A 20,234-nucleotide genomic window follows, 5' to 3' on the forward strand; every position below is an offset into this window, starting at 1 on the left:
CACTGACCAATACCGACGGGTCGAGTAGACTAGGTCAGTGACCAAGAGTCAAGCGGACGTCGTGCGGGCTGCGCTGGAGATCCTCGACGAGCGCGGCGCCGAGGCGGTGTCGATTCGGGCCATCGCGCAGAAGCTCGACGTGCGGATGAACACGGTGCTCTGGCACGTGAAGACCAAGGCACGGCTGGAAGAGCTGATGGCCGACGCGATCGTCGCCGGCGTCTCGCTCGACGGCCTGCCCGAGCACTGGCGCGACCGGGCGGCCGAGATCGCGCGCCGCTACCGGCAGGCCCTGCTCGCGCACCGCGACGGCGCGGCGGTCGTGGCGGGCACCTACGCGGCCGAACCGTCCACGTTGGACACGGCCGAGGCTCTCGTCGCCGCGTTGCTGGAGGGCGGGCTGTCCGCGCGTGACGCCGCGTGGACCTGTTGGAGCACCATCTACTTCGTCCTCGGACTCGCCCAGGAGGAGCAGGCGTTGCCGGCCGGGCAGGGCGACCTCGCGGTGGGCGAACGGCCCGCGCTGCGACGGGTTCTGCCGTTCCTCGCCGAGCAGTCGTTCGACGAGCGCTTCGAGTTCGGCGTCGCCAAGCTCCTGAGCTGATCACACCCTGGCGGCGGTGCTCCTCACGACGTGCGCGCCCTCCGCAGCACCGGCGACACCCAGGCCGCCGCGACCCCCAGCAGCAGCACGGCGAGGCAGACACCGAGTCCGGTGCGCGGGTCACCGGTCGCGACCGACACCCCGCCCGCGACCGCCGCGCCGAAGGGTTGCCCGAGTCCCAGGCCACCATCCTGGCGGTCGTGTTGACGCGCGACTGCAGCTCCTCCGGGCACACCTGCTGCCGGTAGGTGATGCCGTTGATCACCACGATCGCACCGGTGACACCCCAGTACACCGCCGCCGCGCACGTCAGCAGCCAGTGGCCGCCGACGAGCACCAGCACGCCGCCGAGCAGGGAGAGCGGCAACGCGGTCAGCGCGACCCGTGCGTTGCCCCAGCGCGCCGTGACCCGCGGCAGCAGCCTGGAGGCGATGATCGCGCCGAGGCCCCAGCAGCTGAACAGGGCGGCGAGCCGCGCGTCCCCTTCCGGCGCGACGCCGAGGACCTGGTCCGCGAACGGCACCAGCAACGCCACCCACGCGCCGCTCGCCACCGAGTGCGTGGCGCCGACGAGGGTCAGGACCCGGATGACCGGCTCGTGCCACAGGAACCGCAGGCCCTCGCGGACGTCCGCGGCGATCTGACCCGCGCCCCGGACCGGACGTGGCGTCGCCATGCTGCTCGTGATCGCACGCAACAACAACGCCGAGCCCACCGCCGTCAGCGCGTTCACCGCGAGCAACGCGGCCGGGGCGACGACCGCGATCAGCAGCCCCGTCAGCCCCGGCACCACGAGCTCGACGACCGTCGTGCGCCCGAAGAGCTTCGAGTAGGCGGCGGTGAGCCTCTCCCTGCCCACCAGCGCGGGCAGCGCGCCGAAGTTGGCGGCGTCGAAGAACACGAACGCGGTCTGCGTCGCGAACGCCACCACGACGACGTGCGGCGCAGTCAGCCCTCCTGCCAGCCACGCCAGCGGCACGCTCAGCAGCACGGCGGCGACCGCGAAGTCCATCGCGACCATCATCGCCCGCCGGTCGAGCCGGTCCGCGAGCGCGCCCGCCAGCAGCCCGAACACCAGGTACGGCAACGCTTCCGCCGCCGTGACGGCCGCCGTCCAGCCCGCGGACCCGGTCACCTGGTAGACGAGGACGGGCAGTGCGACCGCCGAGACCACGGCGCCGAGCACGGACAGCACCCGTGCCGACAGATACCGGCTGAAGTCGCGTTCGGACGCTTCCACCGTGTTCGTTTCCCCCACGACGACAGCCTAGGTCGCCCTCTCAGTCGCGGTACCGGCCGGCGAGCGCGGCGGCCCGCTCGTGCAGCTTCACGCGCAACCACTGCGGTTCCAGGGCTTCCGCGCCGGCCGAGAGCTGCCACAGCGCCCATTCGGCGTGCCGGGCGTCCTGGAACGAGACCTCCACGCACGACCAGCCGTCCGGCTCGACTTCCTCGGCCACGACGGCCACCGCGGTCGCCACCAGCTCGTCGCGCCGCGCGGGGTGGACCCGCAGCCGCACGACGACCATGTCGCCACCGGTCCGGAACCTGGTGCCGCGGTCCTGCCACGCCCGGCCCAGGTCCACCCGCTCCGGGCGCTGCGCGGGCTCGTCGAGCTCCTCCGCCGCGCTGATCCGGGAGAGCCGGTAGGTGCGGTCCTCGCCGGACCTCGTGGCCAGCAGGTAGCCCTGCTCCCGCACGGTGACCAGGCCGATCGGGTCGACCGTCCGCCAGTCCGGCTCCTGCTCCCCCACCGCGTAGAGGATGCGCAGCTTGTGCCCCGCGAACACCGCACGCCTGACCTCGGTCGCCACGGCGTCGGGCAGTTCCTCCGCGGACATGTGGCGCGAGAGCAGATCGGTCTCCGGGTCGACGAGCAGCCGTTCGGCAGCGCCGGCCGCGGTCCGCCGGTAGCTCTCCGGCAGCGCGTCGACGACCTTGAGCACGGCCGACGCGAGCGCCGACCCGAGCCCGAACACCTGCGCGCCCCGCCTCGAACCGGCGACCAGCAGGGCGAGCGCCTCGTCGTGGTTCAACCCGGTGAGCTCGGTCCGAAAACCCGGCAGGAGCGCGAAACCGCCGTGCCGTCCGCGTTCGGCGTAGACCGGCACACCGGCCGCGGACAACGCCTCGATGTCGCGCAACACCGTCCGCGTGGACACCTCGAGCTCACGGGCGAGTGCCGTGGCGGAGAGCTGACCGTGCCGGCGCAGCAACAGCACCAGGGAGACCAGCCGGTCGGCGCGCATGCGAAAACCCTACGGGAATACATGACACAGGATGTCGTGTATGGGTTGCGAGGCTGACGGCACCTGATTGAACGAGATCGAACGGAGCAGTCGTGGCAGTGGAACGAACGCCGGTCAACCCGTGGACGTGGTCGGCGGAACTGGGCTACCACCAGGGCGAGGTGGTCACCGGCCAGACCCGCACGCTGTACTGCGCCGGTCAGACGTCGATGAACGCCGACGGCAAGCCGGAACACGCGGGCGACATGGGGGCGCAGCTGGCGCTGAGCCTCGACAACCTGGAGGCCGTGCTGGCGCAGGCGGGCATGGCGCTCGGGAACCTGGTGCGACTCAACGTCTTCACCACCGACGTCGACCTGGTGTTCCGGCACTACGGCGTGCTGGCGGCGCGGCTCGGCGCGGCGCGGGTGGCGCCGCCGACCACGATGCTCGGCGTGACGCGGCTGGCGTTGCCGGACCTGATGGTCGAGCTGGAGGGAACCGCGGTCGCCTGACGCCCGGCGTGGCCGCGGTCGACCGCGACACCGGGCACGCTGACGCGAGAACGGAGGGGTGCCGGTCGACGGCCGGCACCCCCTTCCGGGAACCGCTGTGGCGGTGTCCACTTTCGAGTGATTGATCCTGGGGCGAGAAGACTCGCACCCGCAGCGGCTATCCCCCGTCCACTGGTTCGCGACCCGAACTCCCCTCCGGGGAGGTGAGGGGCGATGCTCGTCGACAGGGGCGCCTCGATGCGGATGATCAACGACAGTGCGCGTGGTCCGGTGGCAGCGCTGAAGCTCTTGTGCCTCGCCGTGGTGTCCTTGACGGTGACGAGCTGCACCTCCGGGCCGTTCGGGCTCACGCTCGGCGAGGCCACCGGTGCGGTGACCGCGGAAGTGGCCGCACCGTCCGAGAAGATCACCGTGCTGGACGCCCAGCCCGGTGCGGAGTCGGCGATCGCCATGAGCTCGGCCCTGTTCCGCAGCGCGCCTGTCGTGGTGGTCGTCGCGGAAACCGACCGCGCGGCGTCGACCGGCGCGAGTGGCGTCGCGGCACGGCTGGGAGTGCCGGTGCTCCAGCTCCCCCCGAACCGGTACGCCTCAGCCGTGCGCGACGAGGTGGGAAGGCTGTCGCCGCAGGCGGTGCTCGCCGTCGGTGCCGACGCGCGGCGCGAGGTCGAAGCGTGGCGGGGCCAGGCGAAAGTGATGGCGATCGACGCACCGCAGGACGGTGCCACGACGGCCCTCCCCTCCGATCTGCCCACCGTCGAGCCCGCCCGTCCCCTGGACGTGACGGTGCTGACGAACTCCGGCCGTGACGACGTCGCCGCGACCGCCACGGCCCGGGCCGCCGGCGCGCGGATCGTCCCGGTGCGGGGCACCGACCCGAGGAGCGACGCAGCCGCGATCGACGCGCTCCGCGCGGAGCGGTCGTCCGCACTCATGGCGCTCGGCGGGGACTTCGGTCCGCCGGACCGGTTGCGCAAGCGGGTCGACACGGCGATCAGCGGCGGACAGCTACCCGGCGGCGGACAGGTCCTCTTCCCCGGCAGGCTGCTGGTCTGCCTCTACGGCCACCCGGACGGGCCCGCGCTCGGCGCGCTCGGCGAGCAGGACCTCGACGGCGCCATCGCACGGGCCAAGAAGCTCGCGGCCGAGTACGACCCGCTCAGCGACGTCCCCGTCGTGCCCACGCTCGAGATCATCGTGACCGTCGCCCACGGCTTCCCCGGCCCGGACGGCGACTACTCGGGCGAGACCGACGTCGAAGCGCTGCGGCCGTGGGTGGACAAGGCCGGCAAAGAAGGGCTCTACGTGATCCTGGACCTGCAACCGGGCCGGGCACGGCTGGTGGACCAGGCCGAGCGGTACGCGCCGCTGCTCGAGATGCCCCACGTCGGCCTGGCCGTCGACCCGGAGTGGAAACTCGGACCGCACCAGGTGCCGCTGCAGCAGATCGGTGGGGTCGACGCCGCCGAGGTCAACGAGGTCTCGGCGTGGCTCGCCGACCTGACCGCCGCGAAGTCCCTGCCGCAGAAACTGCTCGTGGTGCACCAGTTCCAGCTGACGATGATCCGCGACGAGCACGCCCTCGACACGACCCGCGACGAGGTGCAGCTGCTGATCCACATGGACGGGCAGGGCACCACGGGCCAGAAGGTCTCCACCTGGGACTCCGTCGTCGGGGCCAGGCCGGGCGACCTGCCGATGGGCTGGAAGAACTTCTACGACGAGGACAAGCCGATGCTCACGCCGGAGCAGACCATGTCCTACAAGCCGAAACCGTCGATGGTCTCCTACCAGTAGCGCTGTCCCACGGCCGTTTCCGGGTCCGCCGAGCCGATCTCGGGGCACGGCGGTGGTTGGATGTCGATCAGTTCGGGTAGCCGGAGCGAGGAAGGCATTCGACTACCAGGAGGCTGACGTGATCGGGTTCATCGTCGCCGGCCTGATCATCGGCGCACTCGCCCGACTGATCAAGCCCGGCAAGCAGAACCTCGGCATCGTGGCGACGCTGCTGCTGGGGCTGGTCGGCTCCGTCATCGGCGGCACGATCGCCAACCTGCTCGGCACCGGAGACATCTTCGAGCTCAACGTGCTGGGCTTCATCATCGCCGTGATCGCGTCCGTGCTGCTCATCGGCGTCGCGGAGGCCGTTGCCGGCCGCAAGCGCACCAGCGTGCGCTGACCACAGAACGCGAAACGGGCCCGGCCACCACTCAGGTGGCCGGGCCCGTTTCGCGTTCCCCGGAGGTCGAGCTGCGCTTTCCGATCTCCGGGACGTGAGCGGCGCGATGACCGCAAGGCGTTGTGCGGCATCCTGTTCGTGCGTTACACCGGCCGAAGTCGCACCCGGCGAACGACGCCGCCTGTGCTGTCCTCATCGCGCCGGCCTGGAAATATGCGTCAGCCTGTGGAAGATGACCCGGATGACCCAATGCTCCACCCGATTGCCCGTAGGCCAAGTGGTCCAGTCACACTGCCCGTGGCACCCGCGCTGTGCCAGCAGGGCGACGCCGATCGGGGTTCGGCGGAATTTGCCGCAGAATTATTTATTACACGCCCACAGGCATCAAAACCGTCTCGTAACGCATTCTTCCGGCATTCGACTCCTTTCGATGTGTTCCGGATGCACGTCCGGATCGCCTCATCCCGAATGGAGCCGCCATGCACCACCCACGGCACCGCGTCAGACCAGCACTCGCGATCGCCACCACGTCGTTCCTGCTCGCCGCCCTGGCCGTACCGGCGTTCGCCGCACCCGTCCCCGGCACCGACGTCCTCTACACGCTCGACGGCGATTTCGACAACGGCGTCCTGCAGGACGTCAACCACAACGCCCCGAACAACAACCAGCTGCAACTCGACCGTTCAACTGTTTTCTTCCCGTACGTCAACGTCGCCGCGTCAGCGCGCGGCACGATGGTCCGCATCGACGTGAACACCGGCCAGATCGTCGGTGAGTGGGCCTCGGCGCCGAACGGCCGCGGGCGCAACCCCTCCCGCACGACCGTCGACAAGTTCGGCAGCACGTGGCTGTCCAACCGCGACGAGGGCGCGGGTGGACGCGGTTCGGTCACGCGCATCGCCGTCATCCAGGGCGGCACCCGCGTGAACACCGACGGCACGCCCAACGCGGCCGGCGACTACCTCAAGGGCCCGTTCGCCTACAACAAGTGCGTCGACCGGAACCAGGACGGGCTGATCGCCACCAGCCGCGGCCTCGGCGACATCCGCCCGTGGACGAACGCGGGTGGCGCGGACGACAACGGCGGTGTCACCACCGCCGCCGACGAATGCGTGATCAACTACTCGCGCGTCACGGGCAGCAACACGCGCACGGTCGCCGTCGACGCGCAGAACCGGTTGTGGACCGGCGGTCAGGACCTCGACCACGAACTGCTCGACGCGAACGGAGCGGCCACCGGCACCCAGTTCAACGTGGGCTGCGGCGGCTACGGAGGACTGATCGACAAGGCCGGGACGCTGTGGTCCGCGCGCAACTTCGGCCTGCTGCGCTACGACCCGGCCGCGCAGACCCACGCGTGCCTCAACAGCACCCACGGCGACTACGGCCTCGGCATGGACCCGGTCACCGGCGAGATCTGGCACACGAACCTCTCCGGCAACCGCGTCGCCAAGCTCGCGCCGGACGGCACGCTGCTCGGCGCGTTCAGCCACGGAAGCCAGTACGCGCAGGGCGTCGCGGTCGACAACGACGGCAACGTCTGGGTCGCCCACTCGCTGAACGGCGCGACGACGGTCGGCCACCTGCGCACCGACGGCACGTACGTCGGCAACGTCGCGCTGCCGGGAGGCGTCGGCCCGACCGGCGTCGCGATCGACAGCAACGGCAAGGTGTGGGTCACCAACATCAGCACCAACAACGCGCAGCGCATCGACCCGGACGCCGGTCCGGTCGGCGGCGGTGGCCACACCGTCGGCGCCGTCGACCTGACCGTCGACCTCGGCGCGGGCGCCGGTCCGTACAACTACAGCGACATGACCGGGTCGGTCCTGGGTGAGATCACCGCTCCGCAAGGCACGTGGAGCGTCGTGCAGGACGGCGGCACCAACGGCCGTCCGTGGGGCACGGTCACCTGGAACACCGAGGCGGAGGGCACCGTTCCGCAGGGCACGTCGATCGTCGTCGAGGCGAGGACGTCCGACACCGAGGCGGGCCTGGCCGGGGAGAGCTTCACCCCGGTGGCGAACGGCGTGCCGTTCACGAAGACCGGCCGCTACATCGAGGTGCGGGCGACCCTGACCGCGAACGCCGCCGGCGACAGCCCCGTGCTGTCCGACCTGCGGATCAAGTCGGCGCAACGCACCGGCGTGTTCTCCTGCCAGGCCACCGCGCTCGACCTGGCGGGCATCGTCTCGACGAGGGCGAACCCGCAGGACGTGCCGTGCGTGGACGACCACGAGACGCTCGCGAACGTCCAGCTGAACGCGGGCATCCTGACCGTGCGGGCCACGGCGCTCGACGCCAGGACCGACCAGTCGCCGGACGACCTCTCGGGCACCGCGCCCGCGACGACGGATCTCGCGACGGCACGGGCGCGCATCGAGCAGACGCGGGTGACCAGCGGCCTGCTCACCATCGAGATCGGCGTGATCGAGTCGAACGCGTCGGTCACCTGCGTGGCGGGACCCGGCGGGCTCGTCCCGCAGTTCGCGGGCTCGTCGACCATCGCGTCGCTGAAGATCAACGGCGTGTCGGTGGCCGTGGGCAGCGCTCCGCTGACGATCCCGCTGGTGATCGGGTCGTTGCGGCTCAACAGCACGACGACCACCGCGACCAGCGTGGTGCAGCGGGCCGTCGTGGTGGACACGCTGCTGACCGATCTGGTGATCGGTGAGGCGAAGGCCAACGTCGAGCCCAAGCCGGGTCACCCCGGCGGCTCGCCCTGCCGGGTCTGATCCCATCCGGAGCGGGCGGTTCCGGCCGCCCGCTCCCCGTCCCGCACCGGGCGGTGAGCTCGCGCCCGCTCGTGCCGCGAATCGCGCAACCGCTGCGGCTCAAGGGCTTTCGCGCTGGTGCCGAGCCGCCACGAAGCCCACCGCGAGTCCGAGAAGGCGATCTCCCCTCGACCGCCTCGGCCACCGCGGTCCGGGGTCCGGAACCGCGCGCCGCGAGAGCAGGCCGATCAGAGACCGAGGCGCTGCTGCTCGGCCTGCACGACGCGCTGCTCCACGGACATCGCCGAGTCGAGCGCACTCGCGTGTGAGTGCTTCGTGTCGCTTTCACGCGCGTAGTGGTCGAACAGCAGGGTCTTGTGGTCGCGGACCTCCTGCACGCGGACGTCCACGCTGTCCTTGACCAGCAACCGGTGCACGTGGACCTTGCGCACCTGGCCCATCCGGTGGCAGCGGGCGATCGCCTGGTCCTCCGTGCTCGGCTTCCACTGCGGCTCGGTGATGATCACCACGGAGGCCGCCTGGATGTTGAGGCCCACGCCGCCCGCCTCGATCTGGGCCGCCAGCACCGCGTGGCCTTCGCGTGCCGTGAACGCGTCCACCAGGTGCTGGCGGGCTTGCGCGGAGGTCGCGCCGGTGAGGGGGCCGAAGACCTCGACGTGGTCCGCCACCGCGTCCAGGACGTCGTGGAAGTACGAGAACACCACGACCTTCCAGCCGTTGTCGCGGGACTCCTCCACGATCTCCAGCAGGCGCTCCAGCTTCGCCGAGCCGAGGGGCGTGCCCGGGGTGAAGGCGGCGCGGCGCATCGCCATCAGGTTTCCCCGGCGCACCGCGTCGAGGTACGCGGCACGGTCCTGCTGCCCGAACTCGACCCAGTCCTCCACCTCCAGCAGCTCGGGCAGCTCTCCCAGCACGTCCTCCTGGTTGCGGCGCAGGTACACCGGTGCGACGACGCGGCGGAAGGCCTTGGCCCCCACCACGGCGTCGATGGTGCCGGTGCGGGCCGCGACGCCCGGCTGGAGGTAGGCGACCAGGGCGCGGAACTCCTCGACGCGGTTCTCCATCGGCGTGCCGGTGAGGAGCACCGCGCGCTCCGCTCGTTGCACGACCGAGTTGACCGCCTGTGAGCGCTGTGTGTCCGGGTTCTTCACGTAGTGCGCTTCGTCCACCACGACCAGCGCCGGGCGGAACCTCTTCGGCAGCACCAGTTTCGGCAACGTGCCGAACGTCGTCACGCCGACACCGCCCTGCTCCAGCCACTCGCTGACCGCGTCGTCTCGACCCGCGCCGTGCATGCGGTGCGGCACCAGGTCGCTGTGCCGCGCGATCTCGTTGACCCAGTTGACGACGACGCTCGCCGGGCAGACGACCAGGAACCCGCGGCGGCCGCCGGCGGCGAGGCTCGCCATCACGGCGATGGCCTCGATGGTCTTGCCCAGTCCCATCTCGTCACCGATGATCACGCGCTTGCGGGCCAGGGCGAACTTGGCGCCGAACACCTGGTAGCCGCGCAACGACACCTTCAGCAGGCTGGTGTCCAGTGTGGTCGCGTCGACCTCGTGCTCGATGTCCGCGGGGACGAAACCCTTGGCGGCACTGCGATCCGGGACCGCGCCCGCACCGCCGAGGTCGGCGAGGAGCGTGTTGTAGGCGGCGGCGTCGAGCTCGTAGTCGCGCCACAGCGCGCGGTGGTCCAGGTCCGGCACGCGCAGCTGGGTGCCCACGGCGCGCAAGGCCGCCACGTCACGGCTGGCCAGCAGAGCTTCGAGCCGGCCGAGCGAGTCGAGGGCGGCCTGGCGCTTGCCGCGCGACGAGAAGAACATGCGCAGCCGGCTCCAGGCACGGGAGGCGGCGCGCACGTCGGTGTCGACCCGGCCCAAGACGTCCGCGAGCGGCTCCACCAGCGGGCCGACGAGCTGGTTCGCCCTGCGCAGCTTGGACAGCAGCTGCAGCAGCTCGGTCTGGGCGCGGTCGGCGCGGTCGGGGTCCAGGCGGACGGTCGTGTCGCGCACGACGCCCTCGACGACGGCGCGAGCGACCCGCACGATCTGCTCGGCGGACTGCCTGCCGACGCCGGGCACACCGTCGAGCTGCTCCGGGCGCGCCCCGGCGACGTCGGCGACGGTCCGGTACCCGGCGGCCTGCAGCTTGCCCAGCCGCAGGTTCGCCCGCGCGTCCCGGAGCCTGTCCACCGGCATGGCGCGGAGCTTCTCGGCGACCAGCGAGTCGCGCACCTGCCGGTACCGCGCGGCGGCGAGCGCCAGCAGCCGGTCCGGTTCCGCGCGCACCCCTGCCGCCTCGGCGCGGAACGCCTCCGCGGCGGCCAGCACTGCGCGGGCGTGCTTGCCGACCTTCGACGAGTCGTCCACCCGTGTCCTTCCGTCAGGTGGTGCGAGAGTACCCAGGCCCGGCGTCCGCGCCAGGAGCGGGACGACGTGCTGCGAATCCTCTTTTCAGCGGTGCCGGGAGGAGGCGCGGCGGGCATAGAACAGGACTCGTCCACGGCCACGGGGAGGGGCGGTGCGATGACGGACGAGACCGCGGGGCGTGCGTCATGACGGTCCGGGTGGTGCTGGCGCTGCTCGCCGTCGCGGCCGCGTTCGCCGTGCTGATGGTGTTGCTGCACCTGGCGATCGCGACCTTCATGCGGGTGTGGCGACGGGCGCAGGCAAAGGGGTACACCGGTCCCTTCACGCCCGCCGCCCTGGCGTGCACCGTTCTCGCCGGGCTGCTGGGGTGGGCTTTCCTGGGCGCTGTCCTCATCCACCCCCGCGACGACGCGCTCGTCGGTCTGGTCGTGGTGCTCGGCATCGGGGCGACGCTGGGCGGGCTCGGGCTGGCCGTTCGCCTGCTGCCCGCCCGGCCCGTGCGGTCCGGCGCGCGGCAGCGGCCGCGCACTCCGTTCCGGGTGCTGGGCAACGTGGCGGTGGTGGTGCCGCTGCTGGTGATGGCGACGTTGCTGGTGAACGGCAAACCCGCGACGGTCGGCATCCAGCTGCTGCTCCCGATGGCGGTGCTGTCGGCACTGTGCCACTCGGCGGCGCGGCGAGCGGACGGCCTCGACGCGGCGGCGCCGGCCGACCCGCGCCCGGCGGTGGTGTGGATCCGCGGGTTCGGCAACGAACGCCGCCTGTTCGGCTTCCGGCGGCGCGACGAGGAGGAAGCGCGCGTCCGCCCGGAGCTCGCGAAGGTCTTCAGCCGCCGCCCAGACCCGATGTCGTTCGAGGAGTACTTCGCGCCGGCGATCGCCACGGCGCTCGGCCGCGGGTACGGCCTGGGCAACCCGCGCGACTACCTTCCGCCCGACGGCGTCGACCGCCACTACGCCACCGACGACGCGTGGCGCGAGCAGTTCGCCGCCCTGGTCGCCGGGGCGCGGTGCGTGGTCATGGCACCGGGCGACTGGCCGGAGCTGCGCTACGAGTTCGGGGTGATCAGGGATCTCGGGGCGCACCGCAGGCTTTTCGTGTTCACACCGCCGGCGGTCAGGGCCCGCCAGGTCCGGCGGGTCAACCGGCTCAAGGGGTTCCCGCACGAGAGCTGGGACGACTTCGCGGTGGCGCTGGGTGAGGACCGCGGTTACCGGCTCGGACCGGATCCGGGGCCCGGCGCCGTGGTGACGTTCGACGAGGACGGCAACTCCGTCGTGCTGGTGCGTGGTGCCGAAGAGCCCGCCGACTACGTGGCCGCTGTGGTTCGCCACCTCACCGAGGCCGGGGAGCCGGCGCCCGGGGCATGACCTCCCGGTCAGGACGACCGCAGGCCGTCGAGCACCACTGTGATGAGACCGTCCGCCTCCACTCTCCACTGAGGACGGTCGTGCGCCGCGCCGATGCCGTGCAACGCCATCATGACGGCCCCGCCGTCGACGTCGCGGCGCAGAGCGCCCTCCTGCACCGCGGCGTCCACGAGATCGAGAACGGCTCGTTCCAGCGCCTGGCTGCCTTCGGCCAGCGTGCCCGCGCGGGAGGCCATCAGCGTGGCCAGTGTCCGGGCGAGACCCCGGTGGGCGTCGAGGTAGTCGACGAAGCCGCGCAGGAAGGACGCCAGGGCCTCCACCGCGGGCAACGTGCTCCCGAGCTGCCGTGCGCAGTCGCACAGCGCGGCCACCTCCTCGCGGAAGACGGCCTCCGCCAGCTCCTCCCGCGTCGGGAAGTGGCGGTACAGGGTCCCGACACCCACGCCGGCCAGGCACGCGAAGTCGTCGAAGCGCAGGTCGAAGAAGCTGCCCGCGTCGAACATCTCCCTGGCTTTGTCAAGCAGGGCCTGCCTCTTGCGCTGGGCATCGGCTCGCAGCGGCTTGGCCGGGGTCACGCGGCACCTCCCGTTGACAAGTGGAGACGATCTCCATATTTTCGAAAGTGGAGACAATCTCCAGTTCAATCCTATCCCACAGGGTGCAGATGAAGATCCTCATGTTCGGCCGCGGCGCGATAGCGACCTTCTACGGCTGGGCCCTGCACGAGGCCGGGCACGACGTCGAGTTCTACGTCCGGCCGGGACGTGCGGCGGCCTACGGGAACTCCGTGGAGCTCGATCTGCTCGACACGCGCCGAAGCCTGCGAGGTCGCCGTGTCGTGCGGCAGTGGCCGGTGCGGCTGCGGGAGGAGCTCCCCGCGGACCACGACTTCGACCTGATCGTGCTGAGCCTTCCGCACCACCGGCTGGCGGAGGCCGCGGCGTTCCTGGCCCCGCGCGTCGGCAACGCCACCGTGCTGGTCTTCGGCAACCTCTGGTCCGATCCGCCGACGGCCGTCAGCCCGCTGCCCCTCGACCGGGTCGCCTGGGGCTTTCCCCAGGCCGGCGGCGGTTTCGGCGAGGACGGCGTGCTCCGCGGAGCGCTGCTGCCGACCGTCTTCTTCGGCACGCTCGGCACGCCCCCGACGCCCCGCGAACAGGCCGTGCGCCAGTTGTTCGGCCGAGCCGGATTCCGGCTGCTCGAACGACCGGACTTCACCAGCTGGCTGCGGATCCACTTCGTCTTCAACGCCGCCCTGCACTCGCAGGGGCTCAAGCACGGTTCGCTGGCCGGGCTGCTCGGCGCGAGGGACGCCCTGCGAGAGGCGCTGCTGGTCGGGCGGGAGCTGCTGCCCCTGCTCGAGGCGAGCGGCGTCGACCTGCGCAGCCACCGCGGCGGTGTGCTGCCGTTCCGGCTGCCCACCTGGCTGGTCGCGCCGTTGCTCTCCTGGGTGATCACCCACTTCCCTGCGGCGCGCGTCAACTTCGAGGCCCAGTCCGATCCCACCGCCGCCGAGCCGCGCGAGATCTGCCGCGACACCCTGGCCGAAGCCAGGCGGTGGGGTGTTCCGACACCACGACTGGAAGCGGCGGAACCGCACTTCGCCGTCCGGTGACCGGCTCGAGCCCGTGAACCGGCCGCGAACCCCCACGCCTCCGCTCACCGCCGAGCACCGTCCACGCGGACGTGGATCGACACCGGCAGCGCGAGGTAACCACCGGATCCGGCTACCCGGCGGGGATCTCGATCGACTCGATGGCGGCCTCGGCCAGCGGGGTCGCGGTCTTCACGTAGCGGGTGGCGAGCGACTGGAACAGCTGCTCGGCCTCGATGGCGGGCCAGTCGCCCGCCAGCAGTTCCGCGGGCAGGTGCGGGTCCTGGCGCACGAGGTCGAGCCAGTCGGCGTGCAGCAGCAACTGACGGGCCAGGTCGTCCGGGCCGGCCTCCGACGGGTCGCGCCACCTCGCCAGGAAGTCCTGGTACCGCGCGGCGATGGCGTCCGTGTCGAACGCCCGGCGCGCGAGGTCGGCCGCCTCGGTCGGTTTCGCGTGCTGGGCGGTGAAGACGGTAACGTTCTCGGCGAGGTCGAGGCTGTCGACCACCTCCGCCACGTCCCGCGTGCCCGGCGCGATCCACAGGCCGTTCTGCACCGGGCCGAACCCCGCCCACTGCAGGCGTGAGCGCAGGTCGTGCCGTTCGCCGCGCCGGCCTTCCGGCAGGGAGAAGCCGACCAGGGTCCAGGTGCCGTCCCAGTCCCGGTTCACCGCGCCCTTCTGCCAGATGCGGCGCTCGCCGTCGCGCAGGACGTCGGTCGCGCGCGGCGTGAGTCCGAAGTAGACCTTGCGACCGTTGCGGTGCTTGGTGAGCAGGCCGCGGGAGGTCATGCGGGTCAGCGTCGAGCGGACCGCCTCCTCCGAGACGTCCACGCGCCCGAACACGTCGATCACGCTGCCCGAGTAGACCGCGATGCCGCGGTCGAACACGTACAGGCCCAGGAAGTTGAGCATCAAGGACTGGGGCGTCACAGCGCTCACGATACATGTTGGGCAGCATCTAGACGAGCGTCATCAATGTGCCCTACTTTGGGTCGGGTTCCCCACGGAGAGGACTCGCCTGATGGTGCTGTCGGGAAAGGTCGCGATCGTCACCGGCGCGGGCCGCGGGCTCGGCCGGGCGTACGCGGAAGCGTTGGCGCGCAACGGGGCCAAGGTCGTGGTCAACGACGTCGACGACATCGCGCACGAGGTCGCGGCGAGCATCGGCGGGGCCGCGGTGGTCGCGCCGGTCGGGCCGGCCGAGACCGCCGACCGGCTCGTCGCGACCGCCGTCGAGGAGTTCGGGCGGCTCGACGTGCTGGTCGCCAACGCGGGCGTGCTGCGCGACCGCGTGCTGTGGAAGATGACCGACGACGACTTCGACACCGTCGTCGACGTGCACCTGCGCGGCACGTTCACCTGTGCCCGCGCCGCCGCCGTGCGGATGCGGGAGCAGGGCACCGGCGGCAGTCTCGTGCTGGTCTCCTCCCCCGCCGGGCAGCGCGGCAACTTCGGGCAGACCAACTACTCCGCCGCCAAGGCCGGGATCGCCGCGATGGCACGGACCTGGGCGCTGGAGCTGGCCCGCTCCGACATCGCCGTCAACGCCGTCGTCCCGGTGGCCGCCACGGAGATGACGCGGACGATCCCCGCGTTCGCGCCGCTGATCGAGGAGTCGGAACGGACGGGCGCGCCGCTGCCGGACTGGGTGCGCCGCGACGAGGGTCTCGGCACCGTCGAGGACGCCGCCGAGCTGATCGTCTACCTCGCCTCGGACGTGGCCAGGGGCGTGACGGGACAGGCGATCGGCATCGGGGGCGACCGGCTCGCGCTGTGGTCGCACCCCGCCGAGAAGCACGTCGAGTTCGCCACCGGCGGCTGGACGGCGGCCGCGATCGCCGAGCGGTTCGGCGAGTTCGAGCCCGAGACGTACGGCATCCCGCTGCCGGTGGCACCGTGAACGCGCCCGGGATGGACGTCGGCGAACTCGTCGCCATCGACGTCCACACCCACGCCGAGATCTCCCGCGACGGCCACAGCTCGCTCAGCCCCGACCTGCTGGAGGCGTCGGCGAAGTACTTCAAGGCCGCGCACCGCCAGCCGACGATCGCCGAGACCGCTCAGCTCTACCGGGAGCGGAAGATGGCCGCGGTGATCTTCACCGTCGACGCAGAGCACGCCACCGGACATCCGCGCATCTCCAACGAGGAGGTGGCCGCGTCCTGCGCCGAGCACGCCGACGTGCTGATCCCGTTCGCGAGCGTGGATCCGTGGAAGGGCCGCGCCGCCGTCCGGGAGGCGCGGCGGCTCGTGGAGGAGCACGGGGTGCGGGGCTTCAAGTTCCACCCCAGCCTGCAGGACTTCTCGCCGGACGACCGGATGGCCTACCCGCTCTACGAGGTGATCGAGGAGCTGGGTGTGCCCGCGCTCTTCCACAGCGGGCAGACCGGCATCGGCGCCGGCGTGCCCGGCGGCGGGGGCATCAGGCTCAAGCACTCCAACCCGATGCTCGTCGACGACGTCGCCGTCGACTTCCCGCACCTGCGGATCGTGCTCGCACATCCGTCGTTCCCGTGGCAGGACGAGGCACTCGCCGTGGCGACGCACAAGCCGTTCGTCCACATAGACCTCTCGGGCTGGTCGCCGAAGTACTTCCCGCCGCAGCTCGTGCGGTACGCGAACACGTTGCTGCAGGACAAGGTCCTCTTCGGCTCCGACCACCCGGTGATCACGCCGGACCGCTGGCTCGCGGACTTCGCGAAGCTGGACATCTCCGACGAGGTCCGGCCCAAGATCCTCAAGCACAACGCCGCCCGTCTGCTCGGACTGGTCAAGGAGGACTCATGAGCACCACCGTCGTGCACGGCCTCGAAGAGCTCAAAGCGCTGGCGGGCCGCGGCCTCGGCCACACCGACTGGCTGCAGGTCGACCAGAGCCGCGTCGACACGTTCGCCGCCGCGACCGACGACCACCAGTGGATCCACGTCGACCCGGAACGCGCCGCCGCCGGGCCGTTCGGCGGCACCATCGCGCACGGTTACCTGACGCTCGCGCTGCTCATCCCGCTGATGGGCGAGCTGCTCGAGGTCACGGGCGTGCGGATGAGCCTCAACTACGGCTTGGAGAAGGTCCGGTTCCCCGCCCCGGTGCCGGTCGGCTCCAAGATCCGCCTGCTCGGGCGCGTGGAGTCCGTCGAGGACGTGCCGGGCGACGGGGTGCAGCTCACCGTCGACTTCACCGTCGAGATCGAGGACTCCGAGAAGCCCGCCTGCGTCGCACGTGCCGTCTACCGCCACTACGCATGAGGTGAAGCCATGGCGACAACAACGCAGTTACGCCGTGCCGTTACGTCGAGCTTCCTCGGCAGCGTGATCGAGTACTACGACTTCCTGCTCTACGCCACCGCCTCCGCGATCGTCTTCAACAAGGTCTTCTTCTCCTCGCTGGACCCGCTGGTCGGCACGATCGCGAGCTTCGGCACGTTCGCCACCGGCTACCTCGCCCGCCCGCTCGGCGGTGTCCTCTTCGGACATTACGGCGACCTGCTGGGGCGCAAGAAGATGCTCGTGCTCACGATGTCCCTGATGGGTGTCGCGAGCTTCCTGATCGGCCTGCTGCCCACCTACGCGCAGGTCGGCTGGCTCGCACCGGCCGGGCTGGTGCTGCTGCGGGTCCTGCAGGGCATCTCCGTCGGCGGCGAGTGGGGTGGCGCGGTCCTCATGTCCGCCGAGCACGCCACGTCCCGGCGCGGCCTGTGGGCGAGCTTCACCAACGCCGGCGCGCCGTGCGGCATGGTGCTCTCCACGGCCGCGCTCACCGGAACCGCCGCCCTGGTGGGGGAACAGGCGTTCCTCGAGTGGGGCTGGCGGGTGCCGTTCCTGCTCAGCCTGGTGCTGCTGGGCATCGGCCTGTTCGTGCGGATGAAGGTCGAGGAGACGCCGGTCTTCAAGGCCGGGCGCGGGCGGAGCTCCCTGCCGCTGGCCGACGTGCTGCGCAACCACCCGCGCCTGCTGCTGCTCGGCGTCGGCGTCGGGCTCGCCGCCTTCGTCGCGCAGTCCACGCTCACGACCTTCGTGCTCGCGTACGGCGTCCAGGCGGGCAACAGCAGACAGGTCATTCTCAACGCGCTGACGCTGTCGTCCGCGCTGGCGGTGATCGGCATCATCGGCTGGTCGGCGGCGTCCGACCGGTTCGGGCGCAGGCCCGTGGTGCTGGCCGGCGCCGTGCTCATGGCGGTGTTCGGGTTCGCGCTGTTCCCGTTGGTGGACAACGGGTACGTGGTGATCGCGCTGGTGCTCGGCCAGGCCGTGGTCCACCCGATGATGTACGGCCCGCTCGCCGCGCTCTACAGCGAGCTGTTCAGCACCGGCAGCCGCTACACCGGGGCGTCGCTCGGCTACCAGCTCGCGGGCCTCGGCGCCGGGCTCGCCCCGCTGCTGTTCGCGCAGGTGCAGAAGTCCGCCGGCACGGGTGCCATCCCGTACATCCTGGCGGCGTTCTGCCTGCTCACGGTCGTGTGCACGCTGACGCTGCACGAGACGAGCCGGACCAGCCTGACAGGAGACGGGAATGCGGAACGCGGGACTGGGCAGCTGGCCACACCGCCGGGCGCGCATGGCGCCGAAGCGTGAGGCGTTCACCTACGACGGATCCTCGACCACGTACGGCGAGCTGGCCGTCCGCACGACTCGACTCGCGTGGCGGTTGAGGGAGCTCGGCGTGCGCCACGGTGACCGGGTCGCATACCTCGGCCCGAACCACCCGTCGTTCGCCGAGACCCTGTTCGCCACCCACCAGCTGGGCGCGGTCTTCGTGCCGCTGAACTTCCGCCTCACCCCGGCGGAGATCAACTACCAGCTGGCGGACAGCGGGGCCCACGTCCTGGTCCACGCGGCGAGCCACGCCACCGGACACCCGCGGGCCGTCTCGCTCGACACCTACGAGGAGTGGCTCGCCGGCGGCGCCGACGAGCCGCTGGACGAACCCGTGTCCATCGACGAACCCGCGCTGGTCCTCTACACCTCCGGCACCACCGGCAGGCCCAAGGGCGCGGTGCTGAGCCACGCCAACCTGCTGTGGAACACCTTCAACCTGATGATCGGCGTCGACATCGCCTCCGACGAGGTCGCCCTGGTCGCGGCGCCGCTGTTCCACGTCGCCGCGCTCACCCAGACGCTGCTGCCCACGTTCGTCAAGGGCGGGCACAGCGTGATCACGCCGGGCTGGGACGTGGCGACGTGCCTCGACCTGGTCGAGGAGCACGGCGTGACGTGGATGTTCGGCGTGTCCACGATGTTCGCGGACCTGGCCGCCTCACCGCGCTGGGAGAGCGCCGACCTGTCGTCGGTGCGCGTGCTGCTCTGCGGCGGCGCGGCGGTGCCGGACGCGGTGATCCGCGCCTACCAGGACCGCGGCCTGGTGTTCTGCCAGGGCTACGGCCTCACCGAGACCGCGCCCGGTGCCACGTTCCTGGAGGCGTCGGACAGCGTGCGGCGCGCGGGATCGGCGGGCACGTGCGTGTTCTTCGGTGACGTGCGGCTCTCGGACGTCGGCGAGATCGAGGTGCAGGGCCCGAACGTCACCCCCGGCTACTGGAACGACCCGGTCGCCACCGCGGCGGCGTTCACCGAGGACGGGTGGTTCCGCACCGGCGACCTCGGGCGGTTCGACGGCGGGCACCTCTACGTCGTCGACCGCCTGAAGGACATGTTCATCTCCGGCGGGGAGAACGTCTACCCGGCCGAGGTGGAGAACGCGATCACCTCGCACCCGGACGTGGCCGAGGTGGCCGTTGTCGGCGTGCCCGACCAGCGGTGGGGTGAGGTCGGGCGTGCGTTCGTCCGGCCTCGCGACGGCGCCGTGGTCGACGCGGCCGGGTTGCGGGACTTCCTGGCGCCGCGACTGGCGAAGTACAAGATCCCGGTGCACGTGGAGGTGGTGTCCGACCTGCCGCGCACCGGGTCCGGGAAGGTGCTCAAGCCCGCGTTGCGCCGGCTGCCCCTGTGACCGCCGGCGCCGTGACGGCGTGCCGGGCCAGCAGCGTCCGGACCGCCTCGTCCACCGAGGAGGCCAGCGCCTTCTCGGTGGGCGCCCAGTTCACCAGCAGCATGCGCGGCCAGAACGCGAAGTTCGAGATCATGCCGAGGAACTGGGTGGCCGCCTGCACCGGGTCCTCGACGTTGAGGGTGCCGGCCAGCGCCTCGGCCCTGAGGTAGTCGCGCACGGCGTCGAAGAACGGCAGCTTGCCGAGCTTGAACTGGGTCTGGCCGAGCTCGGGGAAGCGCGGCGCCTCGGCGATGACGATGCGGAACAGGTCGGCCATGCCCGGACGGGTCAGCAGCGCCACGTACCGGTTGCCCAGCGCCGTCAGCCCCGTCACCGGATCGCCGGGCTCGGGCGTGAGCGCACCCTCCTCGGTCCGCCAGTACTCGGTGACGATCGCGTCGAACAGCTCGGCCTTCGTCGGGAACTGCTTGAACAGCGTCGCCTTCGAGACCCCGGCCGCGTCGGCGATGCGCGCGAGCGACGTCTTGTCGTAGCCCGACTCCAGGAACAGGCCGGTGGCGGCGTCGACGATCGCGGTCCGCTTCTGCTCGGCCATGCGCTCGTGGTAGGTCGGCATGACGCCAGTATGCCATGAGGTGAGTCACTTGACTCACCGTCATCGTTCCGCCTAACGTTCCGAGGCGAGTCACTCAACTC

At 71.3% G+C, this 20,234-nt stretch carries 18 protein-coding genes and 1 pseudogene; 12 read left to right on the forward strand and 7 right to left on the reverse strand.

Annotation, left to right across the window (positions count from 1 at the left end; genetic code table 11):
• The first annotated feature begins 37 nt into the window (after positions 1-37).
• Positions 38-604 carry a TetR/AcrR family transcriptional regulator C-terminal domain-containing protein gene (locus BLQ91_RS32045; RefSeq protein WP_090102944.1) on the forward strand — a complete coding sequence of 189 codons (567 nt, stop codon included), beginning with the start codon at positions 38-40 and terminating at the stop codon, positions 602-604.
• A 23-nt stretch (positions 605-627) separates the two neighbouring features.
• On the opposite strand, the gene BLQ91_RS43030 is transcribed toward BLQ91_RS32045, so the two are convergent.
• From BLQ91_RS43030 to BLQ91_RS32055, 3 genes and pseudogenes are all read right to left on the reverse strand, one after another.
• Complete coding sequence (locus tag BLQ91_RS43030) at positions 628-837, reverse strand: hypothetical protein (RefSeq protein WP_245733965.1); 210 nt, start codon at positions 835-837, stop codon at positions 628-630.
• Between the two features lie 14 nt (positions 838-851).
• Positions 852-1,862, reverse strand: a pseudogene (locus tag BLQ91_RS32050) (MFS transporter); the annotation flags it as partial.
• Positions 1,863-1,884: 22 nt separating this feature from the next.
• Positions 1,885-2,853, reverse strand: a complete 969-nt coding sequence (locus BLQ91_RS32055) for a helix-turn-helix transcriptional regulator (RefSeq protein ID WP_090102946.1) — start codon at positions 2,851-2,853, stop codon at positions 1,885-1,887.
• 98 nt (positions 2,854-2,951) lie between these two features.
• Between BLQ91_RS32055 and BLQ91_RS32060 the strand changes: the two genes are divergently transcribed.
• From BLQ91_RS32060 to BLQ91_RS32075, 4 genes are all read left to right on the forward strand, one after another.
• Positions 2,952-3,347 carry a RidA family protein gene (locus BLQ91_RS32060; protein ID WP_090102948.1) on the forward strand — a complete coding sequence of 132 codons (396 nt, stop codon included), beginning with the start codon at positions 2,952-2,954 and terminating at the stop codon, positions 3,345-3,347.
• Positions 3,348-3,560: 213 nt separating this feature from the next.
• Entirely contained in the window at positions 3,561-5,141 is a 1,581-nt protein-coding gene (locus tag BLQ91_RS32065; RefSeq protein WP_090102951.1) for a hypothetical protein, read from the forward strand.
• 118 nt (positions 5,142-5,259) lie between these two features.
• On the forward strand, positions 5,260-5,523 hold the full coding sequence (locus tag BLQ91_RS32070) for a GlsB/YeaQ/YmgE family stress response membrane protein (protein ID WP_090102952.1): 264 nt from the start codon (positions 5,260-5,262) through the stop codon (positions 5,521-5,523).
• Between the two features lie 479 nt (positions 5,524-6,002).
• A complete protein-coding gene (locus BLQ91_RS32075; protein WP_218130480.1) occupies positions 6,003-8,258 on the forward strand; it encodes an NHL repeat-containing protein in 2,256 nt (751 codons plus the stop codon).
• A 227-nt stretch (positions 8,259-8,485) separates the two neighbouring features.
• Here BLQ91_RS32075 and BLQ91_RS32080 read toward each other — a convergent pair whose 3' ends face one another.
• Entirely contained in the window at positions 8,486-10,627 is a 2,142-nt protein-coding gene (locus BLQ91_RS32080; RefSeq protein WP_090102954.1) for a DEAD/DEAH box helicase, read from the reverse strand.
• Positions 10,628-10,812: 185 nt separating this feature from the next.
• On the opposite strand from BLQ91_RS32080, the gene BLQ91_RS32085 reads away from it, so the two are divergent.
• Positions 10,813-11,997, forward strand: a complete 1,185-nt coding sequence (locus BLQ91_RS32085) for a hypothetical protein (RefSeq protein ID WP_090102956.1) — start codon at positions 10,813-10,815, stop codon at positions 11,995-11,997.
• Positions 11,998-12,005: 8 nt separating this feature from the next.
• On the opposite strand, the gene BLQ91_RS32090 is transcribed toward BLQ91_RS32085, so the two are convergent.
• Positions 12,006-12,572 (reverse strand): TetR/AcrR family transcriptional regulator, encoded by a 567-nt coding sequence (locus BLQ91_RS32090; RefSeq protein WP_090102958.1) that lies wholly within the window; start codon positions 12,570-12,572, stop codon positions 12,006-12,008.
• An 89-nt stretch (positions 12,573-12,661) separates the two neighbouring features.
• On the opposite strand from BLQ91_RS32090, the gene BLQ91_RS32095 reads away from it, so the two are divergent.
• A complete protein-coding gene (locus BLQ91_RS32095) occupies positions 12,662-13,612 on the forward strand; it encodes a ketopantoate reductase family protein (protein ID WP_090102960.1) in 951 nt (316 codons plus the stop codon).
• 112 nt (positions 13,613-13,724) lie between these two features.
• Here the strand turns inward: BLQ91_RS32095 and BLQ91_RS32100 are convergent, their stop codons facing one another.
• Positions 13,725-14,522 carry a PaaX family transcriptional regulator gene (locus BLQ91_RS32100; protein ID WP_245733967.1) on the reverse strand — a complete coding sequence of 266 codons (798 nt, stop codon included), beginning with the start codon at positions 14,520-14,522 and terminating at the stop codon, positions 13,725-13,727.
• Positions 14,523-14,613: 91 nt separating this feature from the next.
• Between BLQ91_RS32100 and BLQ91_RS32105 the strand changes: the two genes are divergently transcribed.
• Genes BLQ91_RS32105 through BLQ91_RS32125 form a run of 5 tightly spaced genes read left to right on the forward strand, consistent with a single transcriptional unit; the run spans position 14,614 to position 19,538 of the window.
• Positions 14,614-15,492: an SDR family NAD(P)-dependent oxidoreductase gene (locus BLQ91_RS32105; protein ID WP_090102963.1), complete on the forward strand. Its 879-nt coding sequence runs from the start codon at positions 14,614-14,616 to the stop codon at positions 15,490-15,492.
• A gap of 11 nt (positions 15,493-15,503) precedes the next feature.
• Positions 15,504-16,379, forward strand: coding sequence for an amidohydrolase family protein (locus tag BLQ91_RS32110; protein ID WP_090102965.1), 876 nt, complete (start codon positions 15,504-15,506; stop codon positions 16,377-16,379).
• Complete coding sequence (locus tag BLQ91_RS32115; RefSeq protein WP_090102967.1) at positions 16,376-16,837, forward strand: MaoC family dehydratase; 462 nt, start codon at positions 16,376-16,378, stop codon at positions 16,835-16,837. Before BLQ91_RS32110 ends, BLQ91_RS32115 begins: the two co-directional genes overlap by 4 nt.
• A gap of 9 nt (positions 16,838-16,846) precedes the next feature.
• A complete protein-coding gene (locus BLQ91_RS32120; protein ID WP_090102969.1) occupies positions 16,847-18,163 on the forward strand; it encodes an MFS transporter in 1,317 nt (438 codons plus the stop codon).
• Entirely contained in the window at positions 18,102-19,538 is a 1,437-nt protein-coding gene (locus BLQ91_RS32125) for an acyl-CoA synthetase (RefSeq protein WP_090102971.1), read from the forward strand. The genes BLQ91_RS32120 and BLQ91_RS32125 overlap by 62 nt, the downstream gene beginning before the upstream one ends.
• Here BLQ91_RS32125 and BLQ91_RS32130 read toward each other — a convergent pair.
• Complete coding sequence (locus BLQ91_RS32130) at positions 19,507-20,154, reverse strand: TetR/AcrR family transcriptional regulator (RefSeq protein WP_090102973.1); 648 nt, start codon at positions 20,152-20,154, stop codon at positions 19,507-19,509. The two genes, BLQ91_RS32125 and BLQ91_RS32130, sit on opposite strands and share 32 nt — an antisense overlap.
• Positions 20,155-20,234: the final 80 nt, after the last annotated feature.

Origin of the sequence: Lentzea jiangxiensis (assembly GCF_900104175.1) — a bacterium.
GTDB classification, from domain to species: Bacteria; Actinomycetota; Actinomycetes; order Mycobacteriales; family Pseudonocardiaceae; genus Lentzea; species Lentzea jiangxiensis.